Annotated in this window: 22 protein-coding genes and 3 pseudogenes; 8 read left to right on the top strand and 17 right to left on the bottom strand. The window is 69.7% G+C overall.

Annotation, left to right across the window (positions count from 1 at the left end; genetic code table 11):
- Nucleotides 1–313: 313 nt before the first annotated feature.
- Nucleotides 314–649, bottom strand: a complete 336-nt coding sequence (locus ACZ5CW_RS31475; protein WP_468607352.1) for a hypothetical protein — start codon at nt 647–649, stop codon at nt 314–316.
- Nucleotides 650–845: 196 nt separating this feature from the next.
- The gene (locus ACZ5CW_RS31470) at nt 846–1,637 is read right to left on the bottom strand and encodes a helix-turn-helix domain-containing protein (protein ID WP_468607350.1); all 792 of its coding nucleotides are present in this window, start codon (nt 1,635–1,637) and stop codon (nt 846–848) included.
- A 262-nt stretch (nt 1,638–1,899) separates the two neighbouring features.
- Here ACZ5CW_RS31470 and ACZ5CW_RS31465 point away from each other — a divergent pair, with 262 nt between their 5' ends.
- On the top strand, nt 1,900–2,178 hold the full coding sequence (locus tag ACZ5CW_RS31465; RefSeq protein WP_468607348.1) for a hypothetical protein: 279 nt from the start codon (nt 1,900–1,902) through the stop codon (nt 2,176–2,178).
- Nucleotides 2,179–3,126: 948 nt separating this feature from the next.
- Here ACZ5CW_RS31465 and ACZ5CW_RS31460 read toward each other — a convergent pair.
- The 8 genes and pseudogenes from ACZ5CW_RS31460 to ACZ5CW_RS31425 all read right to left on the bottom strand — a co-directional run.
- Complete coding sequence (locus tag ACZ5CW_RS31460; RefSeq protein WP_468607346.1) at nt 3,127–3,342, bottom strand: hypothetical protein; 216 nt, start codon at nt 3,340–3,342, stop codon at nt 3,127–3,129.
- Between the two features lie 85 nt (nt 3,343–3,427).
- Nucleotides 3,428–3,871 (bottom strand): annotated as a pseudogene (locus ACZ5CW_RS31455) (TadE/TadG family type IV pilus assembly protein); the annotation flags it as partial.
- Nucleotides 3,872–4,079: 208 nt separating this feature from the next.
- Complete coding sequence (locus tag ACZ5CW_RS31450; protein ID WP_468607519.1) at nt 4,080–4,313, bottom strand: TadE/TadG family type IV pilus assembly protein; 234 nt, start codon at nt 4,311–4,313, stop codon at nt 4,080–4,082.
- Nucleotides 4,314–4,327: 14 nt separating this feature from the next.
- The gene (locus tag ACZ5CW_RS31445) at nt 4,328–4,753 is read right to left on the bottom strand and encodes a TadE/TadG family type IV pilus assembly protein (protein ID WP_468607344.1); all 426 of its coding nucleotides are present in this window, start codon (nt 4,751–4,753) and stop codon (nt 4,328–4,330) included.
- An 81-nt stretch (nt 4,754–4,834) separates the two neighbouring features.
- Nucleotides 4,835–4,984 (bottom strand): hypothetical protein, encoded by a 150-nt coding sequence (locus ACZ5CW_RS31440; protein WP_468607342.1) that lies wholly within the window; start codon nt 4,982–4,984, stop codon nt 4,835–4,837.
- 475 nt (nt 4,985–5,459) lie between these two features.
- Complete coding sequence (locus tag ACZ5CW_RS31435) at nt 5,460–7,970, bottom strand: ATP-binding protein (protein ID WP_468607340.1); 2,511 nt, start codon at nt 7,968–7,970, stop codon at nt 5,460–5,462.
- 109 nt (nt 7,971–8,079) lie between these two features.
- Nucleotides 8,080–8,892: an intradiol ring-cleavage dioxygenase gene (locus ACZ5CW_RS31430; RefSeq protein ID WP_468607338.1), complete on the bottom strand. Its 813-nt coding sequence runs from the start codon at nt 8,890–8,892 to the stop codon at nt 8,080–8,082.
- A 96-nt stretch (nt 8,893–8,988) separates the two neighbouring features.
- Nucleotides 8,989–9,483, bottom strand: a pseudogene (locus tag ACZ5CW_RS31425) (type II secretion system F family protein); the annotation flags it as partial.
- Nucleotides 9,484–9,738: 255 nt separating this feature from the next.
- Between ACZ5CW_RS31425 and ACZ5CW_RS31420 the strand changes: the two are divergent.
- On the top strand, nt 9,739–10,521 hold the full coding sequence (locus ACZ5CW_RS31420; protein WP_468607336.1) for a hypothetical protein: 783 nt from the start codon (nt 9,739–9,741) through the stop codon (nt 10,519–10,521).
- Nucleotides 10,518–10,892 (top strand): GntR family transcriptional regulator, encoded by a 375-nt coding sequence (locus ACZ5CW_RS31415; protein WP_468607334.1) that lies wholly within the window; start codon nt 10,518–10,520, stop codon nt 10,890–10,892. The genes ACZ5CW_RS31420 and ACZ5CW_RS31415 overlap by 4 nt, the downstream gene beginning before the upstream one ends.
- A 54-nt stretch (nt 10,893–10,946) precedes the next feature.
- On the opposite strand, the gene ACZ5CW_RS31410 is transcribed toward ACZ5CW_RS31415, so the two are convergent.
- The 4 genes from ACZ5CW_RS31410 to ACZ5CW_RS31395 all read right to left on the bottom strand — a co-directional run bounded on the left by ACZ5CW_RS31410 (nt 10,947) and on the right by ACZ5CW_RS31395 (nt 15,389).
- Entirely contained in the window at nt 10,947–11,258 is a 312-nt protein-coding gene (locus ACZ5CW_RS31410; RefSeq protein ID WP_468607517.1) for a family 1 glycosylhydrolase, read from the bottom strand.
- An 84-nt stretch (nt 11,259–11,342) separates the two neighbouring features.
- Nucleotides 11,343–12,944 carry a ricin-type beta-trefoil lectin domain protein gene (locus ACZ5CW_RS31405; protein ID WP_468607332.1) on the bottom strand — a complete coding sequence of 534 codons (1,602 nt, stop codon included), beginning with the start codon at nt 12,942–12,944 and terminating at the stop codon, nt 11,343–11,345.
- A gap of 281 nt (nt 12,945–13,225) precedes the next feature.
- On the bottom strand, nt 13,226–13,612 hold the full coding sequence (locus ACZ5CW_RS31400) for an ATP-binding protein (protein WP_468607330.1): 387 nt from the start codon (nt 13,610–13,612) through the stop codon (nt 13,226–13,228).
- A 1,168-nt stretch (nt 13,613–14,780) separates the two neighbouring features.
- A complete protein-coding gene (locus tag ACZ5CW_RS31395; RefSeq protein ID WP_468607328.1) occupies nt 14,781–15,389 on the bottom strand; it encodes a TetR/AcrR family transcriptional regulator in 609 nt (202 codons plus the stop codon).
- A gap of 121 nt (nt 15,390–15,510) precedes the next feature.
- On the opposite strand from ACZ5CW_RS31395, the gene ACZ5CW_RS31390 reads away from it, so the two are divergent.
- The 3 genes from ACZ5CW_RS31390 (at nt 15,511) to ACZ5CW_RS31380 (ending at nt 18,057) form a co-directional block, all read left to right on the top strand.
- Entirely contained in the window at nt 15,511–16,272 is a 762-nt protein-coding gene (locus ACZ5CW_RS31390) for an SDR family NAD(P)-dependent oxidoreductase (protein ID WP_468607326.1), read from the top strand.
- Between the two features lie 42 nt (nt 16,273–16,314).
- Nucleotides 16,315–16,719, top strand: coding sequence for a DUF4345 family protein (locus ACZ5CW_RS31385; RefSeq protein WP_468607324.1), 405 nt, complete (start codon nt 16,315–16,317; stop codon nt 16,717–16,719).
- A 642-nt stretch (nt 16,720–17,361) separates the two neighbouring features.
- On the top strand, nt 17,362–18,057 hold the full coding sequence (locus ACZ5CW_RS31380; RefSeq protein WP_468607322.1) for a type 1 glutamine amidotransferase domain-containing protein: 696 nt from the start codon (nt 17,362–17,364) through the stop codon (nt 18,055–18,057).
- 524 nt (nt 18,058–18,581) lie between these two features.
- Here the strand turns inward: ACZ5CW_RS31380 and ACZ5CW_RS31375 are convergent.
- A pseudogene (locus ACZ5CW_RS31375) lies at nt 18,582–18,700 on the bottom strand (alcohol dehydrogenase catalytic domain-containing protein); the annotation flags it as partial.
- 23 nt (nt 18,701–18,723) lie between these two features.
- Between ACZ5CW_RS31375 and ACZ5CW_RS31370 the strand changes: the two are divergent.
- Nucleotides 18,724–19,224 carry a zinc-binding dehydrogenase gene (locus ACZ5CW_RS31370; RefSeq protein ID WP_468607320.1) on the top strand — a complete coding sequence of 167 codons (501 nt, stop codon included), beginning with the start codon at nt 18,724–18,726 and terminating at the stop codon, nt 19,222–19,224.
- 157 nt (nt 19,225–19,381) lie between these two features.
- On the opposite strand, the gene ACZ5CW_RS31365 is transcribed toward ACZ5CW_RS31370, so the two are convergent.
- Nucleotides 19,382–20,035, bottom strand: coding sequence for a class I SAM-dependent methyltransferase (locus ACZ5CW_RS31365; RefSeq protein ID WP_468607318.1), 654 nt, complete (start codon nt 20,033–20,035; stop codon nt 19,382–19,384).
- Between the two features lie 348 nt (nt 20,036–20,383).
- On the opposite strand from ACZ5CW_RS31365, the gene ACZ5CW_RS31360 reads away from it, so the two are divergent.
- Complete coding sequence (locus ACZ5CW_RS31360; protein WP_468607316.1) at nt 20,384–20,716, top strand: hypothetical protein; 333 nt, start codon at nt 20,384–20,386, stop codon at nt 20,714–20,716.
- A gap of 458 nt (nt 20,717–21,174) precedes the next feature.
- On the opposite strand, the gene ACZ5CW_RS31355 is transcribed toward ACZ5CW_RS31360, so the two are convergent.
- Complete coding sequence (locus tag ACZ5CW_RS31355; RefSeq protein WP_468607314.1) at nt 21,175–21,594, bottom strand: MarR family winged helix-turn-helix transcriptional regulator; 420 nt, start codon at nt 21,592–21,594, stop codon at nt 21,175–21,177.
- Nucleotides 21,595–21,730 lie beyond the last annotated feature (136 nt).

Below are 21,730 nucleotides of genomic sequence, written 5' to 3'. Positions count from 1 at the left end.
TACGCCCCCCCCCCCCCCCCCCCCCCCCCCCCCCCCCCCCCCCCCCCCCCCTCCCCCCCACCCCCCCCCCCCCCCCCCCCCCCCCCCAGTGCGGTCGGCGTTCCCGAGCAACGCTGTGGGCCACTCCTTGACGGCTCCGGCGTTGGAGCCCTGCACGAAGTAGCGCTGGAAGCAGAAGAACAGTGCCGCGACGGGCAGCGTCGCCAGCAGGGCCGCCGCCAGTTTCAGCGGGTACTGGGTGCCGCCGCCAAGGCCGCCTGAGACGCGTCTCGTCCTGCTCGCGTCATGATCGTCCCGGGACCATCTGGCCTGTTCAACTCGCAAAGTCCACAGTCACGAACGGCCACGCCGGGGCCTGGTCCGGCCCTGCGCCGCACGTCCGGTGCCGGTCCGTCCCGCGGCCGACGGTCACAGCGTTGCTGGTGTCGGCGGGCAGGCCGGCGCTGCGGCGCACGCGGCGGGCGGTGAACCTGGACACGGCACCCCCGCCGGCCTGCGGGCCCGCCGCGAGCAGGCCGCGCACCACGGGCCGGTCCAGCAGCATCAGCCGGTCCGCCAGCCGCTCGACGAACGCCCCGGAGCGCCGCTCGTACCCGTCCAGGTCCCTCAGGACCTCCACCAGGCCGCGTGCCTCGAGGCCGGTCCTCAAAGCGGTGCGCCTGCCGCCTCCGCCGCCGCTTCACGAGCCACACCCTGGACGAGCCGTCGACCGGGCCGCCCTGCTCGACCTCGTCGTCCAGCGCGGCCAGTCCCCACGGGGCGACCACGAAGAGCGGCAGGGATACACCGCCCGAGGTGCGGGCCGCCCCTCGGGTGCCGTCTCCTCCGGCGGTTCCGAGCCGCTGTCATGTCGGGCATCTGGGCAGTACGGCGCTCAACTGGACCAGCGTGTCGGGATGGACGCGGATCCCGGGGAGCCATAGGTGCTGCCCTTTCCGCGCGACCTGGATCCAGATGCTGCTGTGTTTCTCTTCCTCGTCGGTGACGGTGACGCCGTCGGCGATCCGGCAACGTGCGTGCAGCAGGTCATGGTGCCAGACACGGTCGGCAGAGTTGGCCGTCGTGTAGGGACGGTAGGGGTCGAAGGCCAGATGCAGCGCGCATTCGTGGGTACGGGGCTTTTGGCATTTGTCTTCGACGTTGTGGACGAGCACGCCGGCATCGTCGTAGCCGGTCTTCGCGTCCTTCGCTTCGGTGACGCCCTGTGCAGGGGGCGCGGTGGGTGAGTGCTGGAGGCCGAACAGCGTCAGCCCGGCCGCAAGGCCGATGGCGGTGCCGGCCGCGGCGAAGCTCCATGGACTGGACAGGCGCTTGCGCAGACGGCGCGGCCAGGTGAGGGAGGGTTTTGGTCGTGGGGCGGCAGGGGTCGGTTCCTCACGCCGATGGTGGTCGGCGGCCTCCCACAAAGCCCGGTACGCGCTGGGATCTGCGTCCAGCGCCCGGCACAGGTCCCGGACGACGGGCCAAGGGGGCACGGTTTCGCCACGGAAGTAGCGGGAGAGGGACGAGTCGCTGATGCGGACCTGGGTTTCCAGGGCACGAAGCGTGCGGCCCGAGCTTCTCTGCAGTGCCCGCAGCGCCTCGCCCAGCCGCCGTGCTGCCACTGCGTCCTCCGGACGTTGGCCATTCATCGACATGGATCTCCCTGCAAGCGCCGCAACCGTGTCCCGTCGGCTGCTTCATGTCCCGGGATGGATACGTCCCAGCAGGTCAGGAATGTATTGATCCCGACATCAGTGAAGCAAACGGGACCCGCTGGCGAAGGGCGAACTACCACCGCAAACTCGGCGTACCGGCTGCACGGATCACCCCCGAGGGTGAGCAGGCCGGTGGTCATGGCCGTGCCGGCACAAGCCGCATGAGCCGACTGTGAATCTGCCACCGAAAGGAAGCTTCACCATGCGTGTACGCATCATGTTCTCTGCCCTCGCAGCGATCGCCGTGACGGGGCTCGGCCTGAGCGCAACGGCGCCCGCGATCGCGGCGCCTGCTGCGGCCTCCTCGCACGTGACCGCCGTCCAGGCGGCCGATGGCCTCAACGTCCACCGGGGCAAGTACCTCACCTTGAGCGGCTGCCAGACGGCCGGCCAGCAGGGCATCGATCGCGGGCACTGGGACGCCTACCAGTGCGCCGATGGCACCTGGCCGTGGCGCTGGAACCTGTGGACCAACCGCTGAGAACGCAGCGCCGTCGGCGGCCCCCTGACTAGGGGGGGCCGCCGATCTTCTCGCCCGGCTCACGGCGCCGACGCTGCAGCGTTCGGCGCAGGGCGAGCGCACCGGTGACCGCAGCGGCGAGCAGCGCGCCGGCGCCAAGCACGATGCGCAGGTTCAGCGGCCTGCTGGCCGGAGCCGTCGCCGGGGCCTCGGGCGGGGGGAGGAAGCAGCGGAGCGGGACGGCTCGGCCGACGCCGACGGGGAGGCGCCAGAAGCCGAGGCGCTGGCGCTGGCGCTGGGCTCGGGCGTCGCGGATGCCGTTGCGGACGGAGAGGACTGATCCTGACCGGGTTGCGCGGCCGGACCACTGGACGGTGCGTTGGGCGCCGATGACTGCGGTGCGGGCGCCTGGGTCTGTCCGGGCGCGGGCGCTGGGACATCCCCTGTGCTGCCGCCCGGCCTGTGCGTGCCGTGGAGGTTCGGCGTGGCCGGGGGAGTGGTCTCCTGGCTGCCCGACTCTTCACCCGGGTCGCGGTCCTGGGGCGGCTGGCCGCTGTTGGTAGCGGGCACGGTGACCTGCTGCCCCGCGTGGATGACGTCGGGATCGGTGATCTCGGGCAGGCCGTGCGGCTGCGGCTTGCCCCGGCTGGCCTCGAACAGCAGCGGCCAGTCGTCGCCGTCCCCCAACTCCCGCTCGGCGATTCCCCACAAGCTCTCTGCCGGCCGCGTCTCGCGCACCGTGTACGTACGCGACGCCGGCGTGCTCGCGGAGAATGCGGGTGAGGCCTGGCCGGCTCTGGCGGCGGTCGGCGGGGCCTGGACCGCCTGGCCCGGCACAACTCCAGCCGTGGGGGCCGGCGCGGCCTGGGCATCGGAGGCCAGCGCCGAACTCGTAGGCAGCAGTATCAGGGTGCTGCCGATCAGCAGGGCCGTGGCGCGCTGCGAGGCGCCCGTCCCCCGCGGGGCGTGTCAGGTCCGGCCCCGCAGCTGTGCGATCAGCTCGCGGACCGCGCAGAAGCTGAACTGCGCCCACCCGATCCAGCCCACCGCGACGAGCAGCAGCAGAAAGACGCTGCCGGTGTCCTGCCGGTCCAGCAGGTGGGTGAGGTCGTCGTGGGTGGCAGCCCAGATGACCGGGGTGGCCCAGGCCAGCAGCAGCGGCAGCCCGGCGACCGCGGTGGCCAAGACGAGCAGGCTAAGCACGGCTTTGAAGACCCGGGCCAGGGTGCGGCCCACCGCTGCGGCGGGGGAGCGGGTGGTGGTGCGCATCATTTTCCTGGGGGGGGGTGACGCCGTGCAGGAGGGTGGCCTTGCCATGGCCGGTCACCGACAGCGAGCCGACCCCGACCACCGACAGGAACTTCGTGTCGTACGAGCCGGTCACAGTGACGGTGAGGGCCTTGCCGTCGCCGGACACGCTGACCGTGCCGGTGGCGCCGGCGGAGCTGAGGTAGGCCTGCGCCGCGGCGGCCGCCGCTTGGGGATCGGCGGTGATCGCGGTACCTCTGATGGCGTCGGCGGGGTCGATGGCCGGCCCGCCGGCCCGGGCGGCCTCGCCGGCGATGTATTCGGCGCGCTCCGTGGCGCGCATCTTGCTGCCGCCGTCCACGGCGACGCCGATGATGCCGATCAGCGCGAACACGCACACGGCGGCGAACACGGTCACGCCGCCCCGGTCGCCACCTCGGGGCTGCCGCATCCGACGCAAAATCATCAGTCGCCTCGCTGCCTGTGCTGGTCCACTACCGAGGTCGCCGTGGACGTGAGCGTCTTGGCCCCCGGCACGCCCGGCAACAGCAGATCCGCCAGATTGACCGTGCAGGTCACGGTCACGGTGACTGTCCCGACCTGCCCCACCGGCACACTCAGGCCGCCGGTGTTGATGCGGACGGACGCCGACGCGCACTTGATGCCCTGATCGTTCAGGGACTCCGCGGCTGCTGACTGCGCGGCCCCTTGGCGGCCGCCGCCGTGCGGTGAACGGATGCCTCCCGGACCGCATCCTCAGCCGCAGTATCGATCTTCGCGCCGGACGTGACGATCCGGCCGCCGGCGATCGCCAGACACAGGAACATGATCAGCGACGGGAGGATGACGGCCGCCTCGATCGCGGCACTTCCCTCATCGTTGCGAAGCCTGTGAGCCCAACGGGCCATGTCTTGCACGTGATTCATTCCCCCGGGACCGTCCAACGCTCCACCGGCCCGGACGCCGGCTGCGTGACCCGCAGGACGGAAAGACCCGGGATCATCGACAGGGCGGTGCCGGATACCTGAACCCGCACACGCTGCCCGTTGCTGCTGGCGGAAACGCTGTAGCCGCGCAGGCTGTCACCCGCAGTGCGCCCCAGCACGGCCCGCGCCTGGGCCGCACCGTCGGCCGGACTCGACTGGTAGGCGCGGGCTGCGGTGGCGCCTTCGTGGGCAGCCGTCAGCGCGATCTGCCGTGCGTAGTACCACATGGACGCCTGGGTGACGGCCACCGTGGCGAACAGCACGAACGGAAAGACGATCGCCATCTGGATGCTGGTGTCACCGCGGTCGTCACGCCATCGTTGCCCCTGCCACCAGTCCTTCAGCCACTCGGGACGAGCCATCACAGCCCGTTGAGCTTGCCGTTGTACTTGCCGATCACGGAGGTGGCCGGGCCTCCTGAAGACCTTCCTGTACGCGCGTGGTCAGACGGACGACCGCACCATCGGCGCGCGCCCAGGCACGTGCTCCCCGGCCGCCACGCCCCGGTCCCCGGAGGCGGTGTACGGGTGGGTGTGCGGGTGCGTGGTCGCCCGGAGCACAGCACGGCGGGTGCGGGCTGCGGTGTGCTTCATGTTCGGTACCTCCCTGGAGCGTTGAACGAGTCGGAGTGGTCTTTAAGAGGGTGCGGGGCCGGTTGCGGAATCCGTCTGACGCTCGCCCCGGCGAGACAAACGGTACGGACTCACCGGTACGGGTTATGAGGCGGGCCAAGCGGGCGGCCCCATTCTGCAACTCGCGGTCGAACCGATCGTTCCGCGCCCGTCGGATCCGTCCGCGCGGTACAGCGCAGCCGTATGTTGCCAGACAGGGGCTCTGCACGCCCTCACCGATTGGGGAGCCATAGGTTGACAGTGGTGGTGGGTGCTGCTCGACCCTCAGGCGACGGGTGGTTGGAACAGGGTGGGTAGGATACGGACGACTGGGGCGGGGGCCGTGAGCTGCTGGCCGAGCTGCCGGTTCTTCCAGGGTCAGCTGGGGGATGACGCGGACGAGGGCTTCGCGGTCGGCACGGAGTTGGGTGAGTTCCTGCTGGTCTGCTGCACGATGTCAGGGAACCGAAGCCTCCGAATCTCTTCGACCGAACCACAGGGCGATCTGTGTGCGTGAGCGAAGACCCAGCTTGTCGCGCACCCTGTCCAGGTGTGTGGCGACCGTATGCGCCGAAAGTCCGAGTCTGCCCGCGATCTGCGGGTTGGTCAGCCCCTTCGCGACGAGTTCGACCACCATCAACTCCCTGGCGGTCAGCCGCCACCGCTCGTCGCCGGCCCCCAGGGTGCCCGGCCCCCGCCGCACCTGTTCACCGCTCCCTGTCCGCAGGGCGTAGGCGACGAGCCGGTCCCCCCGCAGCCCGCGAGTGCCGACGACCGCGGCCTCCCGCGCCGCCGTTGGCAGCAGGGTCCGGGCACGGGCCGCCGTCTGCTCGATCCTGCGCCGCCAGGGTGCCTCGGGCTCGGTGTCCAGCCGGCGTCGCGCCTGCGCGCTCGCCTCGCACAACCGCAGGGCGCGCTGCATGTCACCGCTCTCCGCGGCCACCAGCGCCAGGCCTTCGACGGGATACAGTGCGTGGAAGCTCCCTCCGGGGGCGATGTGCAGCACTTCGGCGAAGAGGGCCTCGGCGCTCTCCAGCTGCCCCAGAGCCAGCCGTACGGCGCCCGCGGTGTGCAGCGCTGCCGCGGCCCGGGGCCAGGGCGCCTGCTCCCTGAGTATCGGAAGGCAATCCGCCATCAGCTCATCGGCCTCCCGCTGCCCGCCTGCCTGGAGCAGCGCCCAGGCCAGGTGCTGGGTGCACCACGCGACGTCTTCGGGCGAGCCGAGCGAGGCGACGACGTCCAGGCACGCGCGCAGATCCGCGACGGCCTCGGCGAATTCGCCGCGACACAGCCACGCCGCGGCCCTGGCGTCGAGTGCGTTGGCGAGCCCGGCGGGCACGTGACGCCGCCGTTCCAGGTTCACCGCCCGCTCGCCCAGGGACAGTGCTCGGTGCGGGTCGGCCTGCTGGGCGGCCACGCGTGCCGCGAGCGCGGCCACCTCCCCGCCCAGTGCCCGACCGCCGGGCTCCCGCAGCAGTCCGGTCAGCAGTGCGCCCGCTGCCGATGGCTGCTCTTGCTGGTAGTGCACCCGGGCCAGCTCCAGGGTCAGCCGTACCCGTGCGGCCTCGTCCTGGCCGGTGGCGTGGGCCGGCACCGAGGCGAGGGTGTCCCGTTCCGCCGTCAGCGGGCTGCTCGCCTGGTCGGCGAACACGTGCCCACCATCTCGCTCGGCGACTTCGTGGAGCCACGTGAGGGCGCTGCGCAGGGTGGGGCGCAGCTCGCCGGATGCGCGCAAACGTTCCATGGCGTAGGCGCGGATGACACCGAGCTGCCGGAAGCGGGTGGGCGTCGCGTCCCCCGGCAACCGTACGATCAGTGATTTCGCCTCGAGCGCGCACAGTAGGGGAAAGACCTCTCGCGGCCTGATGCCGCCGCTGGCGCACACCGACCGCGCCGCGGCCACATCGAACCCTCCGACGAGGACCGCGAGGCGCCGGAAGACGGCCTGTTCCGCCGGATCCAGCAGCCGGTGGCTCCAGTCGACGGCGGTGGCGAGCCCGCTGTGCCGCCGGGGCCCGGTCCTGCTGCCACCGGCCAAGAGGTCCAGCTGGGACAACTGGTCGTCCAGGCCCGCGAGGATGTCGCCCGGCGCGAGGGTGCCGATGTGGCCGGCCGCGAGTTCTACGGCGAGGGTCAGGCCGTCCAGCCGTCGGCAGATCTCCGCGACCAGCCGGCCGTTGTTCCGGTCCAGCGCGAACCCGGGCGAGCGGTGCGCGGCGCGTTCCACGAACAGCCGTACCGCGTCCGCCCGCAGCAGGGCCGTCACGTCGTCCCCGGCGTCCCTCGGCGGCAGGGACAGCTCACCGACCCGGAACACGGTCTCCCCGGGCACCCGCAATGCCTCACGGCTCGTGGCCAGGATCCGCAGCCGGGGGCAGCGGGCTAGCAGGGTCACGACCAGCCGGGCGCACGGCTCGGCGAGGTGCTCGCAGTTGTCCAGAAGCAGCAGCCGGGAGGCATCACCGATGGCACGGAGCAGGACATCGACCCCGGTACGGCCCGCCCCTTCGCCCACGCCCAGCGCGGCGGCCACGGACTGCGTCACAGTTGCGCCGTCCCGCAGCGAGTCGAGCTCCACCAGGTCGAGCCGGGCGTAACGGCTCGATATCCCCCTGGCGAACTCCAACGCCAGCCGCGTCTTGCCCACACCGCCCGCCCCTGTCAGCGTGAGCAGCCGTGTGCTCCTGAGCAGTGCGCGCAGGCCCGACAGTTCCTGCCGCCGGCCGACGAAGGAGTCGAGCGCCGGCGGCAGGGCGCGGTCACGGGTTGCTGCGGTCGCCCCAGTGGGTGCCGCGGTGGAGGCCGCGACCGGCGCGGCACCCTGGGTTTGGAAGGTGTTCCGCGCTGCCGTCCGCCGCCGGAGCGCCCGTTGCCGGCAGGCGTTGGAACAGTACTTAGCCGGCCGGCCGCCCTGCGGCCTCGTGATCAGCGTCGTACCGCATACCTCGCACGTTCGACTCCGGCTCATCCCCGATTCCTGGCCGCACGTTCTCGTGCCGAAACCATGCGCGGCGAGTGGGCGGTGTGCGCGGCGGCCGGAACCGGCCCAGGGCTCGGCCACCGCTCCCGGAGGACCGTCAGGGTGTGGCGGTGGGGTCGATCCCGAGTACGACGGTCCCGGTCACGCCCTTGCTCAGGTCGCTGCCCGTCTGGGTGAGGGTCAACAGGGTGGCCGAACCGCCGTTGCGGTAGATGCCGTCCCTCGCGTTGAGCGTGCGCGAGGCCGTGTTGTTCCGGTAGGGGGACAGGGCGGCGACCCTGGTGTTGTACGTCTCCGGGAAGTAGAGCTGGCCGGTGTGGGAAACACGGCCTCCGTGATAGGTGCCATTGGAGACGGTGCCCCCGGCGTGCGTCTTGACGTGGATGTGGAGGGCCCGGCCGACGTACCACCCCGGGTAGACGGTGGTGAATTCCGCGACCCCGGACGCGTCGGTCAGCTGCACACCGCGCAGGAAGGTCGTGTCGGGGGTGGATCCGCCGGCGACGTAGCCGGAATAGACCCCCAGCGCGTCGCAGTGCCAGATGTCGACGGCCGTGTTGGGTAGCGTGGCGCACGTGGTGCTGTCTATGACCATGACGCGCAGGGTCAGTGGAACGCCGGCCTTGCCCTCGGTGATGTCCTTGCGGACCCGCTCCAGGTCCAGATAGTAGGGGCCCTCGGTCTGCTCGGGCGTGAGGACGCACGCCGCAGCGAGCGGGGGAGCGGGCCGGTCCGCGCTCCGGGGCGCCGCGGCCGCGGCCTGCGTGGCGGCGAGTCCCAGTGCGGCCACGCCGAGCGCGGCGCCGCCGAGGGTGGCGATGACGGATCTGCGGGTGGCGCTGGCCGGACCCTCGGCCGGCTCGGGGGCGCGCTGCGGGTCCGTTGCGTTGTGGTGGGGGGTGTCAGTCATGCAGCGACCATGGCGCGCACGCCGTTCCACCGGATCGCTCGGACGAGCGACGAAAACGGACGCGTTACGAAACCCGTGCGGGTCCTTCCGCCGGACTCAGACGGTCAGCATGCGGATCACTGCGGGGAAAGCCATCAGCAAGAGGGCCAAGAGGGCCAAGAGGGCCCCAGGGGCGGTCATCTTCTCGCTGGCCGCGTTCGCTTCTACGGCCTGATCAGCCAGCAGTTCCGCGTTGAGCGCGGCGGTGCGGGCCCGCAGCGCCTTGTAGACGGCTGCGCCGTCAGCAGCCGAGCCGCGCATGATGTCGGCGACGTCGTCCAGGACGGGCAGGTCGTACTCGTGGGAAAGTTCCGTGAGCGCTTGATACGGCGGGATCTTCTCCAGCCGGGCCCGGCGCAGCGCGCCCTGCAGATACAGGAGGGGGCAGCCCTCGCCGACCTCGGCGGCCTTCTCCAGCGCCTCGGCGGGGCCGGCGTCGGCGGCCCGCTTCAGCGCGACCAGGTCGAGGTAGGCGGACAGGGCGTGCGCGAACTCCTCCCGCGCCCGCTTGGCCTGGTCCCGCACGGCGAGACCGGGTGTGATGAACAACAGCAATCATCCTCATCGCCGTGAGGCCGCTTGCGTTCCGGGCAGGTTGGGTCTCGACATCCCCGAGGCAGCCCGCACGGGCCGGTTCAATCGGGTGGAGAGCCGTCGCCAACCGATCCTTGTATCGAGCATTTGACACAAGATTCCATCCACGGCATCTTGTACTGACCACTCGATACAAACGTGGCTTGCGGCGAGCAGCGTCCGCTTCCGCTGGGCGCAAGCCATGCGGCCATCACCACTCATTGGGGTTCCCGTATGCTCGACACCGACCGGCCCGAGTCCCGCCTCCGTGCCCGTGCTGATCATTACGCCCGCTGGGCCGGTCCGGCCGTGGGCGTCGCCGCAGCACCGCTGTGGGCCACCATAGGCATCACCAATTTCGGCCACAGCAGCTTCGACTTCGGCGTGCCCCTGGTCAGCTTCGTCACCGCTTTCGGCCTGTGCACGGTGGGCGGCGTCCTGCTCGGCGACGCCCTCACCCCGCGTCCTCGGGAGGCGGTGCGCACCGCCAGTCTCACCCCGCGCCGAGTGCGAGACCATGTGCCGCCCCGCATCACCCTTCTACTTCTCCTCCAGGCGGTATTCCTCGTCGCGCTGGTGGGCATCGGGGATGCCACGGCCACTCAAGGCGCCGCGGACCGGGTGATCGGGGCCATGGCGTCTGACGGCGGCTGTGACGGGACCGAACCACCTGTCATCCTCTGGCCCGGCATCTTGGACAGCCGCCAGATCCTCGGCTCGCTCGTCATCGGCACAGTCGCCTGCGCCTGGGCTCTGCGGCGTATCGCCCGGCGCCCGGGCGACGAACAGCAGCGCCGCGACCGCGCGCGGGCGATCGTCGCAGCCTGGGGGGTGCTGGTCTCGGGCCTGCTGTTGCTTGTCGTTCTGATGATCGCGACCTATCTGGCGGACAGTAACTGCGGGGGCATGATGGGCTCCGTCGCCTCCTTGGCGATCTACCCCCTGGGCCTGCTGGCCCTGCTCACCCTGGCCTGGTCCCTGTTCACCGTGGTGGCACCCCGGGCGGCCCGACGATGACCGCGCTCGCCGTCCGCGTCGACACCACCAGCCAGGTGCCGCCGTACGAACAGATCCGCACCCAGCTCGCCGCCCTGATCCTCACCGGCCAACTGACCGAGGGCGAACGCCTGCCGACCGTGCGTCAGCTCGCCGCCGACCTGGGCCTGGCGCCGGGGACCGTGGCCCGCGCATACCGCGAGCTGGAGGCCGCTGAGCTGATCCGCACCCGCCGTGGTGCAGGCTCCCGGGTCGCGGCGCCGCCGTCCGATGCAACACACCCCGATCCGGACCAACTCGCCACGCTGGCACGGGACTTCATCTCGGCCGCCCGCGCTCTGGGCGCCGGCGACGAAGCCATCCTGACCGCCTTGCGAAAGGCGCTGAACTAGGACCAGTCGGCCGTCCGGTGCCGTCCTCCGTCGGCCCACTCGGCACGTCCGGTCTTACCCGGGGATTGGGTCAGCCGGCGGCCGCAACGGCCCCGCCCAGTCGCTCGTGGCCAGGGTCTCGGCGGATTCCGAGAACTGTGACCAGGCCAAGTAGCCGGCGAGCGGGACGCCGCGGCGGCCGGCCCGCGCGCAGGCTGCCAGGTGAGACTCCAGGAAGGCAGTGCGCTCGGCATCGTGCACGCTGCGGCCGGGTGCCGCAGGTTCGGGGTATACGGAGCTGTTCTCGGTGACGAGGACCGATCGCGGCGGGGGCGCGGCCGTCCTCGGCGGCCGCGCCGTCGATCTGATAGGCGGGGATGGCCGCACGCTGGACAAGGGCGTCCCGGGCAGGCCGGTCGCGGCCCTTGGCCTCCGCGACCGGCCTGCGGGTGTGTCCAGCGGGGAAATCTTCTAGCTGGTCTTCCACTTCTGGTTGTCGCCGCCCCAGCAGGACCAGAGTTGGACCTTGGAGGTGGCCAGGTCCTTGTCCAGGCACAGACCGGACTTCACCGAGCGGATCGTGCCGTCGGAGTAGAACATCCACTTCTGGTGGTCCGGGTTCTCCTCCTCTCGGTAGTTGCAGGCGTACGTGCCGACCTCGGTGCCGTTGGTCGTGCCTTCGCGGTAGGCGTCCAGGCACTTCGTGCCGCCGTAGACGGTGATCTGCCCGGAAGGCGTCCTGGTCCACTGCTGGTTGTCGCCGCCCCAACACACGTCGTAGACCTGGACCGGGACGCTGTCGTGGCTGAGATCGGGGACGTCAAGGCAGCCGTTGCCGCCGCCGTTGCGCAGGATGCTCGTGTGCGAGCCGGGGTCGATGTCGATGCCCCAGGCGTGCTTGAGGCGGTCGATGCCGCTGATGTTGCGGGTGCCCAGCGCCACGTCGGTGCCGCTGCCCTTGAGGTCGAAGAGGGAGTAGTAGTCGTAGGTGGGCCGTTCCTGGCGCTTGCCGCCGATGGCCGGCCAATAGACCGCGCCCATGCCGAGGGCACGGATGGTGTCGGTGTCGGCGCGCAGGTACTGGACGAAGTTTTCGGTGCTGTTCGCGTCGTTGTAGTCGAAGCCGGTGTCCAGGTCATCGCCGGTGTCGTCCCGGCTGTCCATCGGCGCGCCGAACTCGTCCACGATGATGCGTTTGGGGTCGCAGTCGCCCACCCCCTGCCTGAAGTCGGCGACCCACCCGTCGTAGTCCCGCTTCGGCTTGCTGAAGGCGTAGTGGTGGAGCGAGAGGTAGGTCCCGTCAAGGCGGCTGTCGGCGCACACGGCCCTGACGTCCACATTGTCGCCGTGGCCACTCACGATGATCCGGTTCCTGGGGATCGTCGGGTGGTCGGCGATCCAAGTGGCGGCCACGTCCTTCCACTCGTCGGGGCTGTGTCCCTTGGGCTCGTTGTACGGCTCGAAGTAGACCAGGTCGTTGGACCCGTACTTGTCCGTCACGGCCTTCCACATCGACTTGAACGCATCCGCGTCGACCACCCTGCCGTTCCAGCCGGGCCCGTCCGGACTCCCGTCGTTGTCCTTGTCGTAGCCGTCCCCGTCCCAATAGGAGAGGATGACCTTGAAGCCCTTGGCCGTCGCGGCATCGATGGCGCCGACGTACTTGTCGCCCCACGTCGTGCCGGGGACCGAGTGGCTGTTGATCGGCAGGCGTACGGTGCCGGCGCCGAGCGTGCTCTGGAGCTCGCTGAGGATGGCGTCGGCCTTCGCCTTGACGTCGTCGTAGTCCCTGGCGTCCTCCAGCCCCTCGGGGACGACCTCGTCGTAGGTGAAGTTGTCATTCACGCGGGCCCAGTTCACGCCCTTGAACTGGCTGGCGTCCAGCACAGGGTCTGCGGCGGCGGCCGGTGGTGCGCCGGACAGAGTACTGGTCGGCACGGTGATCAGCCCGGCCAGCAGGCCGGCCGCCACGCGGCGGCGGGAACGAGTGCGGGCGGGAGGAAGTGCGGTGGAGTGAGGACTGGAACGTCGGGTGCGCTGGGAGTTGAGCATGGTGGTGTCCTTTCTGTGCATGCGGTCCTGTGCGGGCCGCCGACCGGGAAGGCACGGTCGTGTGCCGAGGCCGAGGTCGGCTTGGTTGAGTGCGGGTGGTCTGGGCTCACGAGCATTGCCGGAGGCGGCGGCGCTCCTGAGCCGTGGCGGCTGTCAGTTCCCGGTGAGTCCGCTGGAGTCGGCTTCGCCGGTCGCCCCCGCGTGCTGTGGGGTGGCGAAGATGCCGGTGTCCTTTGATGCCTGGTCGATGACAGGGATGCCACAGAGGGTGCGGAGGCGTCTCTGATCAGCCCAGCCCCGGGCTACTTCTCCGCTGTCTCCAGGAGTCGAGCCAGCAAGGCTTCGCCTCCCAAGTGGTCCATCTCCTGGCCTTGTTCGGGCAGCTCCTCGCGCGTCGCCGCTGCCTCGGGCGACGGTGTTACGGCGAGCTCCGCGTACACCACCTTTCCGACGACCATTCCCCGCCGCACCCCCCAGCCGACACTCAGCGCTTCGACGAGGAAGAGTCCGCGCCCTCCCTCTGCGTCGTCGTCCGCCGCTCTCTGCACTGCCGGCTGTGTGGGACTGCTGTCCCGGACTTCGAGTAACAGGGATCCGTTACGCAAGTGAAGCCGCACCTCGACAAGCGTCGGTTCAGCAGGGGCGTGGCCCGGGAGCTTGATTCCGGCCTCTGTATCGGTTTCGTTCACGGCGGGCTTGTCTCCTCCCAGCCCGGCGGGGCATCTCCTGGGGCAGAGCAGCGAGCCCCTGGGGTGCAGACCACAAGGGCGCAAGATCAATCAGAAGCAAACGAGATCAAACGGCGCGCTCATGAGATCCGTTCGGCCTGCCGAACGTCAAGAGCTGTACATCTTCTTTTCATGACCCCTACGAAAACCGTTGACCTGGAGAAATCGCTTTCCCTGGGCGCCTCGTCGCCGATCTTCGCAGGCCAAAGCGGTGGATGCGCTCCCATGGTCGGGATGAGCCCGCACTGCACATAGAGCGAGCAACTGGGAGGTGCCGGGAGTCTAATCCTTCGTCTAACCCCTTGCGGAAGTTCTACTGGAAGCCCTAAGTTCCGGCGACGTAGCGCCGCTTGAGCCATCTCGCGCCGAGCCGCAAGCGGGGCAGCCGCACTTCAGGCAGGGATGCCAGCATGTCGGCAACGAAGGACTGGGAACGTCAATCACTCCTGGTGACGGGTCCGGTTGAGGTGGGTCGCCAGGTCGGCGTTGCGTACCGGCCGCGCGGGAGCACTGGGCAGAGAGTAGGAGGCGCAGGCAGAGAACGGGCGCGCTCCGAGTGGATCCGGGCAGGGTTCTTACCGCTGTTCCGGCCGGAAGCATCACTGCCTGCTGAAATGCGTAAGTCGGCACGGGTGCGATCGGTCCGGAACGCATGGCGCCTTCACCTGGCCGTGTGGCTGAGAATGCTTGTTGAAAATCTACATAAACCCGCACGGATCGGGCTTCTTCACTGCGCGGTACGGTCTTCGCTTCGCTGACGCGACAGGTTCGGTTGCTGCGACGGGTTCGAAGGTAGCGCCAGAAGATCAAGGAGTCGGCGAGCTCGGCCGCCGAGCCAGAAAGGCTCTGCGGGAGCAGCAGTGACCCGTGAGCGATCCCACAAGCGCGTCGATCAGTTGGCGCGCGGACGGCGAGGGGGTTATCGTCGATTGGTAGAACGACCGGTCTTCCTCCCTTGCGAGGAAGGGTCTATACCGACCTTCCCGGCTGGGCTACCTCCAGGCGGAGATCTCCCAGTAGGTCGCCGGTGCACGTCGAAGAGAGATCAAAAGGTTCCGTGAAACCAATCCGCGCCCCGGCCCAGCCGGGGCACCGCACAGAGCCGCTGCCTCATGCGGCTCCGACGGGATCAGCTTCCCGACCGGATCAGCCGGACGGCGTTCAGCAGGGTCTCGTAGGCGGCCGTGGAGTCGTCCAGGTAGCCGGCGGCCATCGCGCCGTCGTACAGCATCAGCAGCGCACCGGCGGCCGACTCAGGGTCGGCGTGGCCGAGCCGGGTGAGGAGGTCCTGGAAGAGGGTGCGGATCCAGTTCCGGTGGGTCGTCACCAGGTCGCGGACCGGGTGGTCGGCGTCCGGGTACTCGGCGGACGCGTTCAGGAACGGGGATCCGCGAAAGCCGCGCTCACGGGCGTGCTCGGCGATCGCCTCGAAGATGAGGTCGATCGCTTCGGCGGGCGGGTGCCCGGCGGCCAGCGGTTCGGCCACCTGCTTGTAGTAGGCGTCCTTGGTCAGCAGGTATGCCACGACCAGGTCGTCCTTGGAGGCGAAGTGCCGGTAGAAGGTCGCCTTGGTCACCCCGGCCTCGGCGATCAGCCGCTCCACGCCGATCGCGCGTACTCCCTCGTAATAGAACAGCCGCGACGCGGCCCGGACCAGGCGTTCGCGAGGAGGCAGGTCTCCGTCGATCATGCTCTCCCGGCGCTTGGGGTTGATTGTCTTCTGCCCAGTAGTACTCACTTCCCCATTCTGCCCGTGGCCCGGCCCTGAGTGGCCCCCACCCCCCTACGGCCTACCAGGGCCGCCACCCCTTATCCCGTACGGCCCGAGCAACGTGGCCGCGCATCGAAAGGTTTGAACGATGACTCGTCGTCTTGAAGGAACCGTCGCCCTGGTCACCGGCGCGTCCAGCGGCATCGGCCACGCCACCGCCCTCGAGCTTGCCCGCGAGGGCGCGTCCGTGGCCCTGGTCGGCCGGCGCGAGGACCGGCTCACCGACCTCGCCGCGGAGATCTCAAACACCGGCGGACAGGCCCTGGTCGTGCCCGCCGACATCACCACCTCCCAGGCCGCGGCGGAAGCCGTGGAGCGGACCGTCGAGGGCCTGGGCCGCCTGGACACCCTGGTCAACAACGCCGGCCTCATGCTGCTCGGACCCACCCCCGGCGCCGACCTGAACGACTGGCAGCGCATGGTCGACATCAACCTCATGGGCCTGCTGCACACCACCCACGCGGCCGTTCCTCACCTGGTCAAGGCCGCCGCCGACGGGCCGCGCCAGGTCGCCGACATCGTCAACATCAGCTCGCTGAACGGCCGCAACGCCTACGCCATGATGGCCGTGTACACCGCCACCAAGTTCGGCGTTACCGGCTTCAGCGAGGCGCTGCGCCAGGAACTGGCAAAGCAGCACGTCCGCGTGTCCGTCATTGAGCCGGGCAGCGTCGACACCGAACTGCGCACCCACAACTCGGAAGCCGTCCAGCAACTGCTCAACGCCGGCCTCGGCGACATCGAGCGGCTGCAGAGCCAGGACATCGCCGACACCGTCGGCTACATCGTCACCCGCCCCCGGCACGTGGCTGTCGCCGAACTGCTCGTACGCCCCACCGAACAGGCCTGAGCCCGAGTCCGGCGTCCATTCCCAGACGTGCAAGGAGGCGTGGTGGCGGTCGGCACTCGTGTCGCAGCAGCCAACACCATCGTCCGTGTCTGCCTGGTGCTGGCCACCGCCATCACGCTCGGAGACGGCGTGCAGCAATTGGCGCAGGGAGGCCCGGCGGACGCGGACAACCTGCACCGCTTCATGGCAGGCGTCTACATCGGCTGGGCTCCCCTGTTGTTCTGGGCGGCGGCAACGATCCGTCGGCAGGGAGTGCTCGTCTACTTCCTGGCAGTCCCGATCTTCCTCGGGGGCGTCGGTCGGCTGGTCTCCTTCTCCCAGTACGACATTCCCAGCCCAGCGGGAGTCTTCCTCGCCTCCGCCCTCCTGGATTTCCTGCTCGCGATCGTCATCGTCTGGGCACATTCCACTGCGCTCAGATCCGGACGAGCGCCGGCCGCTGCCTGAGGCGCAGGTCGCGGGTGGGCAGGGCAGGGACCGTGATCGCAGCCTGGGCGTGCAGCAGCGGGTTGCGTCCAGCGCCCTTCGGCCACGCCCGGCCCGGAATGTGCATGTGACCGGCAAGGAGACGTGGGAAAGGTGAGACGGAAAAGGATTCCGGCGCGGTGACCAACCAGGGCACCTACGAGGCGAGCGAGCACCGGACCGGCCTGTGGCTGGGTGAACGTTCTGTCGCCGAGGCGGATCCGGACGACTACTCCACGATCTTCTTCACGGGTGGTCACGGAACCATGTGGGACTTTCCCGACAGCGCTGACGTGCAGCGAACAGGCGACGCCATCTACGCCGCAGGCGGCATCGTCTCCTCGGTCTGCCACGGCGCCTGCGCCCTCATGACCTCCGTGACCGACGGGAACCCGCTCGTACAGAACCGCAGCGTCACAGGCTTCGCGACGGTCGAGGAAAGACTGGCCGGCGTGAAAGAGCAGGGTGCCGTTCCTCTTGGAAGACGAAGTGCGCGCGAAGGGAGCCAAGTACGGCGGTCACGCGCGGCGTGCCTTGGCCGAGACCGAGTAACAAGCACAGACACGTGGGGCGCCGGCATCCGCAGGGCGCCTCCCGACCAACCCACCTCTAGGAGACCCCTCAATGTCGAAGATCCTTTTCGTGATGACCGGCGCCGACCACTGGACGCTGGCGGACGGCAGCAAGCACCCGACCGGCTTCTGGGCCGAGGAGGCCGTCACCCCGTACCATGCGTTCACGGCCGCCGGCCACGAGATCGTCGTCGCCACACCGGGCGGAGTCGTGCCGCCCTTGGACCAAGGAAGTCTGGCGCCGCAGTTCAACGGCGGCGAGGAGGGCGCGAGGAAGGTGGCGGACGCCCTCGCCTCGATCAGCGAGATCCAGCACCCCGTCAAGCTGGAGGACGTCGACCTCGACGACTATGCCGCCGTCTTCTACCCCGGTGGCCACGGCCCGATGGAGGACCTGGCCGTCGACGCCGTCTCCGGCAAGCTCCTCATCGACGTCCTCGCCTCGGGCAGACCGCTCGGCGTGGTCTGCCACGCTCCGGCCGCCCTGCTGGCAGCCACCAAGGCCGATGGCGGCAACGCCTTCGCCGGCTACCGGCTCACCGGCTTCAGCAACGCCGAGGAGACCCAGGGCGGCCTTGCGGCGGGCGCCAAGTGGCTGCTCCAGGACCGCCTGGTCGAGATCGGCGCCGACTACCAGGAGGGCGAGCCGTGGGCCCCGAACGTGGTCGTCGACCGCAACCTGATCACCGGCCAGAACCCTGCCTCGGCTGGACCGGCTGCGGCCGAGATGCTCAAGAAGCTGACATGACGTAGCAGAGACCCCGCACCCGCACCTGCTCCCGTACCCCTCCGTGCACAGGCGGCTGATTCCCCGCCTCATGCTGCCGATGCCTGAAGTCCCGGTCCCGCGCTTTCTCAGGCTTACGAAACCTGGATGTGCCCTGTGAAGGGACCGGCGCACATCCAGACGGCGATCCCGCCCCCTACCTGCGCCTCCGAAGGAAATCCGACTGAACGGCCCAGTGGGGAAACCGCACCGGATGCGAACAGGCAGGCCGACGACGCCGCCCATCCGAGTGTCCGTGCATGTGCTCGGCTCAAGGAACGGCGCGATGTCGTGCGGCTTGCTGCGAGTCACGGCCGGGCCGGCGCCGGCGTCCCCACCGCCACCCGGCAGGCGCGCGAGAAGGAGAGACAGAAAGCAATTTCGATCAAGGGACCCGGAGGGCCGGAGGTCCTGGAGTGGATCGAAGTCGAGGACCCGACCCCGGCCGCGGGCGAGGTCATCGTCGACGTGGTGGCCGGCGCGGTCAACCGGGCAGATGTCGCATGCGCGTACCCGCCCCCGGCGAGCAACGCGCATACTTCGTCGCCGGTTGCCACTGAGCCACGCCCTCGCCGATGGCGCTGATCCGGCCGGAGACCTCCAGTCCCGGTGTCGAAGCGCGGCCCTGACCGAAGCCGCCGCCACGGTGTGGTCGAACGTCTTGAGGACGGGTGCTCTGAAGGCGGGCGAAACCTTCCTCATGCACGGTGGAGCCGGCGGCATAGGCACGATGGCGCCGACCTCGCGATCAACTACCGCACCGAGGACTTCGCCGAGCACGGCCCGTACGACGTGATCCTCGACGGCATCTGCGGCCACTACCTCGAGCGCATCGTCCACTCCCTGGCCCTCGAGGGGCGACCGGTCATCATCGGTCTGCAGAACGGCCTGGAGGGCGAACTCAACCTCGCCGAACTCCTCGTCAAGCGCGCGTCCGTACACGGGACCACCCTGCGCTCCCGCCCGACCGGGCAGAAAGCGGCCATCGTGGCCGAGGTCCAGGACCACGTGTGGCCACTCGTCGAGAACGGATCCGTACGGGTGGTCATCGACCGGACCCTGCCCATGACCGAGGCTGTGGAAGCGCACCGGATCCTGGACGCCCACCACATCGGCAAGATCGTGCTGGTCAACCCCGACACCGCATGACGCGACCTGCCGTCGCTCGCGTAACCGACGGCAGGATTGTCGTGCGCGCCGAAAGCCGCCCAAGGTGCGCGGTCGGCGAGACCGGCCCGAGGACGCCGGCGGGCAGTACGCCGACGTCGTGCGTCAACTTCGTGACCGGGGTTCCGGGGTCGCGGGGCTATGGGCGGGGTCTGCGGGCGTGGAGGACGAAGGCCGGGGGTGTGTTGCGCCATATGGTGCGGCTGGGGACGACCTCTTCGAAGCGGCTGGCCATCAGTTCGCGGAATCGACGGGCGGGGGTGAGGGGGACGGCGTGGAGGTAGGTGAACGCGGTGAAGGCACCCGCCGGGGCGAGCACCGAGGCTGTCGCGTCCATGAGCTGGAGTTGGGTGGCGGAGGGAAAGAGGGCCCAGGGCAGGCCGCTGACCACCACGTCGGCCTTCTCGATGCCGTGCTCATCCAGCAGGCGGCGCAGGTGTACGGCGTCGCGCTGGATGACCTCCGCTCCCGGGTGGCGGTGGCGCAGGCGCTGGGCAAGGAGCGGATCGATCTCGACAGCCAGGTGGCGGCCGCGGCCGCCCAGCCGGCGCTGGATCTCGGCGGTGAAGGGTCCGGTGCCGGCACCCAGTTCCACCACGACGGGCTCGCCGCGTTCGGGCACCGGCGCGCAGACCGCCGCGGCCAGGTGCCGCGAGCTGGGGGCGATGGCCCCCATGCGGGCCGGTGCGCGCACCCACTGCCGCAGGAACAAGGTGTAGTCGTTCGGCTCCTGCCAAGGCCGCCTGCAAGGAGGGCAGTGCCGGGCTGTGTGGTCCGCGGTGCTGGTGGTCATATCGATGCCCTTGTCGGGGAGTGCGGGTGGTCCATCGCGTCGGCGTGAACGGGCGATGTGCTGTGGGCCCCGTCGGCGGCTCAGCGATCGGTTCTGTTGGGGCGGAAGGACTTGGAGGGCGATGCCGCAAAGGCCCTCAGCGGATATCTGCCGTGCAAGACGCCGCACCTTCCAGTGCACTTCGCCTTCTCGGACGACTTGGCCGTGGCCGGTCTGCCGACCAGGGACACCTGCTATCGGGAGGTGGCCGAACAGCTGACCGCCGGGCACCCGCCCGCGGGGCGATCGACCTGATCTTCGAGACGATCCCCGAGCACGCGCGGGCCCGGCTTTCGCGGATCGCCGTTCATGTACGTGGCCGCCGAGTGCTCAGACGCCCTCCAGGCGGTGGGCGGCCTGATGGCTCCCATCGGATGGATCCGCACCCTCTTCAGCGACAAGAGGTTCACCGGCGGAGGCCACCTCGACCCTGAAGCGGATTGGTTTCATGGAACTTGTCATCCCTGTTCGACGTGCACCGGGCCCGTGAGAGTCCTCCGGCTGGTGGCGGACCCGCCCAGACAGCCCAGAGAGCTACTCTCAAAGAAAGACCGGTCGTTCTATCTCGCCGACAATAGCTTTCCCGAGATCCTCGCGCCACTCGTCGACCCGATTGAGGTGGCCCTCACTTATCACCACTGACCAGCAGGGACAGGTCGACCGCGTCGCATTCTCGACCGCGACCTCGCAGAGGTCGACTGCGCGTGTGCGGGTCGGCGGCATCCACCTCAATGTCCGCCCGGAAGAGGCCCAGCCCGCGTACTCGCCTTGTCGGCGTACGCGCGGACGGCACCAAGGAGTTGGTCACGCTCAAGGGCGGCTTCCACGAGGCGGGCGAGCCCCGGGGGGGACCTGCTGTACGGCCACACCTGCCAGGGCGGGCCGGCTCCGGTCCTGGCGGTCGGCGGCGGGGGTTCGGCTTCCCGAGGTCCTGACCGAGGTCTTCCCTGCCTGCCGGCATCAAGGCGCTGGGCGATCAACGCGCTCAAGGCTCTGCCGAAGTCGGGAGCCCGGACCTTGTCAGGCGGGGGGCTTCGTTCGGTCGGCGAGTTACACGAGGGCCCGCACCGAGAAGCTGGGCCGCAGCCGGGCGGGTTGGGCTACTGGGCCGGGAAGACCACCGTCAGGAGGCGGAAAAGTTCGGCGCGCTCCTCGTTGGACAGTTGGTCCAGGCCGGTCTGCGTCTGCTCCATCCGCTCACGGATGGCGTCGATCAGCTTCTGGCCCGCCTCGGTGAGGGCGACGTTCTTCACGCGGCGGTCGGTGGCGCTGACCTCACGGCGGACCAGGTCGCGCTTTTCGAGCCGGTCGATGATTCCGGTCATGTTCGACGCGTCACAGGCGAGGGTGTGCGCGAGCGAGCGCATCGAGGCGGGCGCGCGGCGCAGCACCGTGAGGGTCTTTGCCTGGCTGGAGGTAAGGCCCGTGTCGGCGGCGGCGGTCGTGAAGTCGGCGTAGTGCGTACTGACCGAGTGGGCGAGCAGCTCCATGAGCTGGGCCTTGGACGGGGTGGGCGGCATGCCTGGAGGGTACCCCGAAAAGCTTGAATCTCTCAACCTTTGACATACCCCAGCTTTACATTGTTTGATGTCTTCAAGTATGGAGTACCTCGATGGTTTCGGTTCTCGCCCATCGATGTGTCCCTCCTTTGGCAAC

Source organism: Streptomyces sp. NPDC031379 (assembly GCF_055569615.1).
The sequence above is the reverse complement of the archived record's forward strand: the minus strand, read 5'-3'. Positions and strand labels throughout refer to the sequence as shown.

Bases quoted from the DNA above. Each gene is read 5' to 3' on its own strand.
- ACZ5CW_RS31470 (WP_468607350.1), bottom strand. From the start codon at position 1,637: ATGTCGATGAATGGCCAACGTCCGGAGGACGCAGTGGCAGCACGGCGG.
- ACZ5CW_RS31465 (WP_468607348.1), top strand. From the start codon at position 1,900: ATGCGTGTACGCATCATGTTCTCTGCCCTCGCAGCGATCGCCGTGACG.
- ACZ5CW_RS31450 (WP_468607519.1), bottom strand. From the start codon at position 4,313: ATGGCCCGTTGGGCTCACAGGCTTCGCAACGATGAGGGAAGTGCCGCG.
- ACZ5CW_RS31445 (WP_468607344.1), bottom strand. From the start codon at position 4,753: ATGGCTCGTCCCGAGTGGCTGAAGGACTGGTGGCAGGGGCAACGATGG.
- ACZ5CW_RS31440 (WP_468607342.1), bottom strand. From the start codon at position 4,984: ATGAAGCACACCGCAGCCCGCACCCGCCGTGCTGTGCTCCGGGCGACC.
- ACZ5CW_RS31435 (WP_468607340.1), bottom strand. From the start codon at position 7,970: ATGAGCCGGAGTCGAACGTGCGAGGTATGCGGTACGACGCTGATCACG.
- ACZ5CW_RS31430 (WP_468607338.1), bottom strand. From the start codon at position 8,892: ATGACTGACACCCCCCACCACAACGCAACGGACCCGCAGCGCGCCCCC.
- ACZ5CW_RS31420 (WP_468607336.1), top strand. From the start codon at position 9,739: ATGCTCGACACCGACCGGCCCGAGTCCCGCCTCCGTGCCCGTGCTGAT.
- ACZ5CW_RS31415 (WP_468607334.1), top strand. From the start codon at position 10,518: ATGACCGCGCTCGCCGTCCGCGTCGACACCACCAGCCAGGTGCCGCCG.
- ACZ5CW_RS31405 (WP_468607332.1), bottom strand. From the start codon at position 12,944: ATGCACAGAAAGGACACCACCATGCTCAACTCCCAGCGCACCCGACGT.
- ACZ5CW_RS31390 (WP_468607326.1), top strand. From the start codon at position 15,511: ATGACTCGTCGTCTTGAAGGAACCGTCGCCCTGGTCACCGGCGCGTCC.
- ACZ5CW_RS31380 (WP_468607322.1), top strand. From the start codon at position 17,362: ATGTCGAAGATCCTTTTCGTGATGACCGGCGCCGACCACTGGACGCTG.
- ACZ5CW_RS31365 (WP_468607318.1), bottom strand. From the start codon at position 20,035: ATGACCACCAGCACCGCGGACCACACAGCCCGGCACTGCCCTCCTTGC.
- ACZ5CW_RS31360 (WP_468607316.1), top strand. From the start codon at position 20,384: ATGTACGTGGCCGCCGAGTGCTCAGACGCCCTCCAGGCGGTGGGCGGC.
- ACZ5CW_RS31355 (WP_468607314.1), bottom strand. From the start codon at position 21,594: ATGCCGCCCACCCCGTCCAAGGCCCAGCTCATGGAGCTGCTCGCCCAC.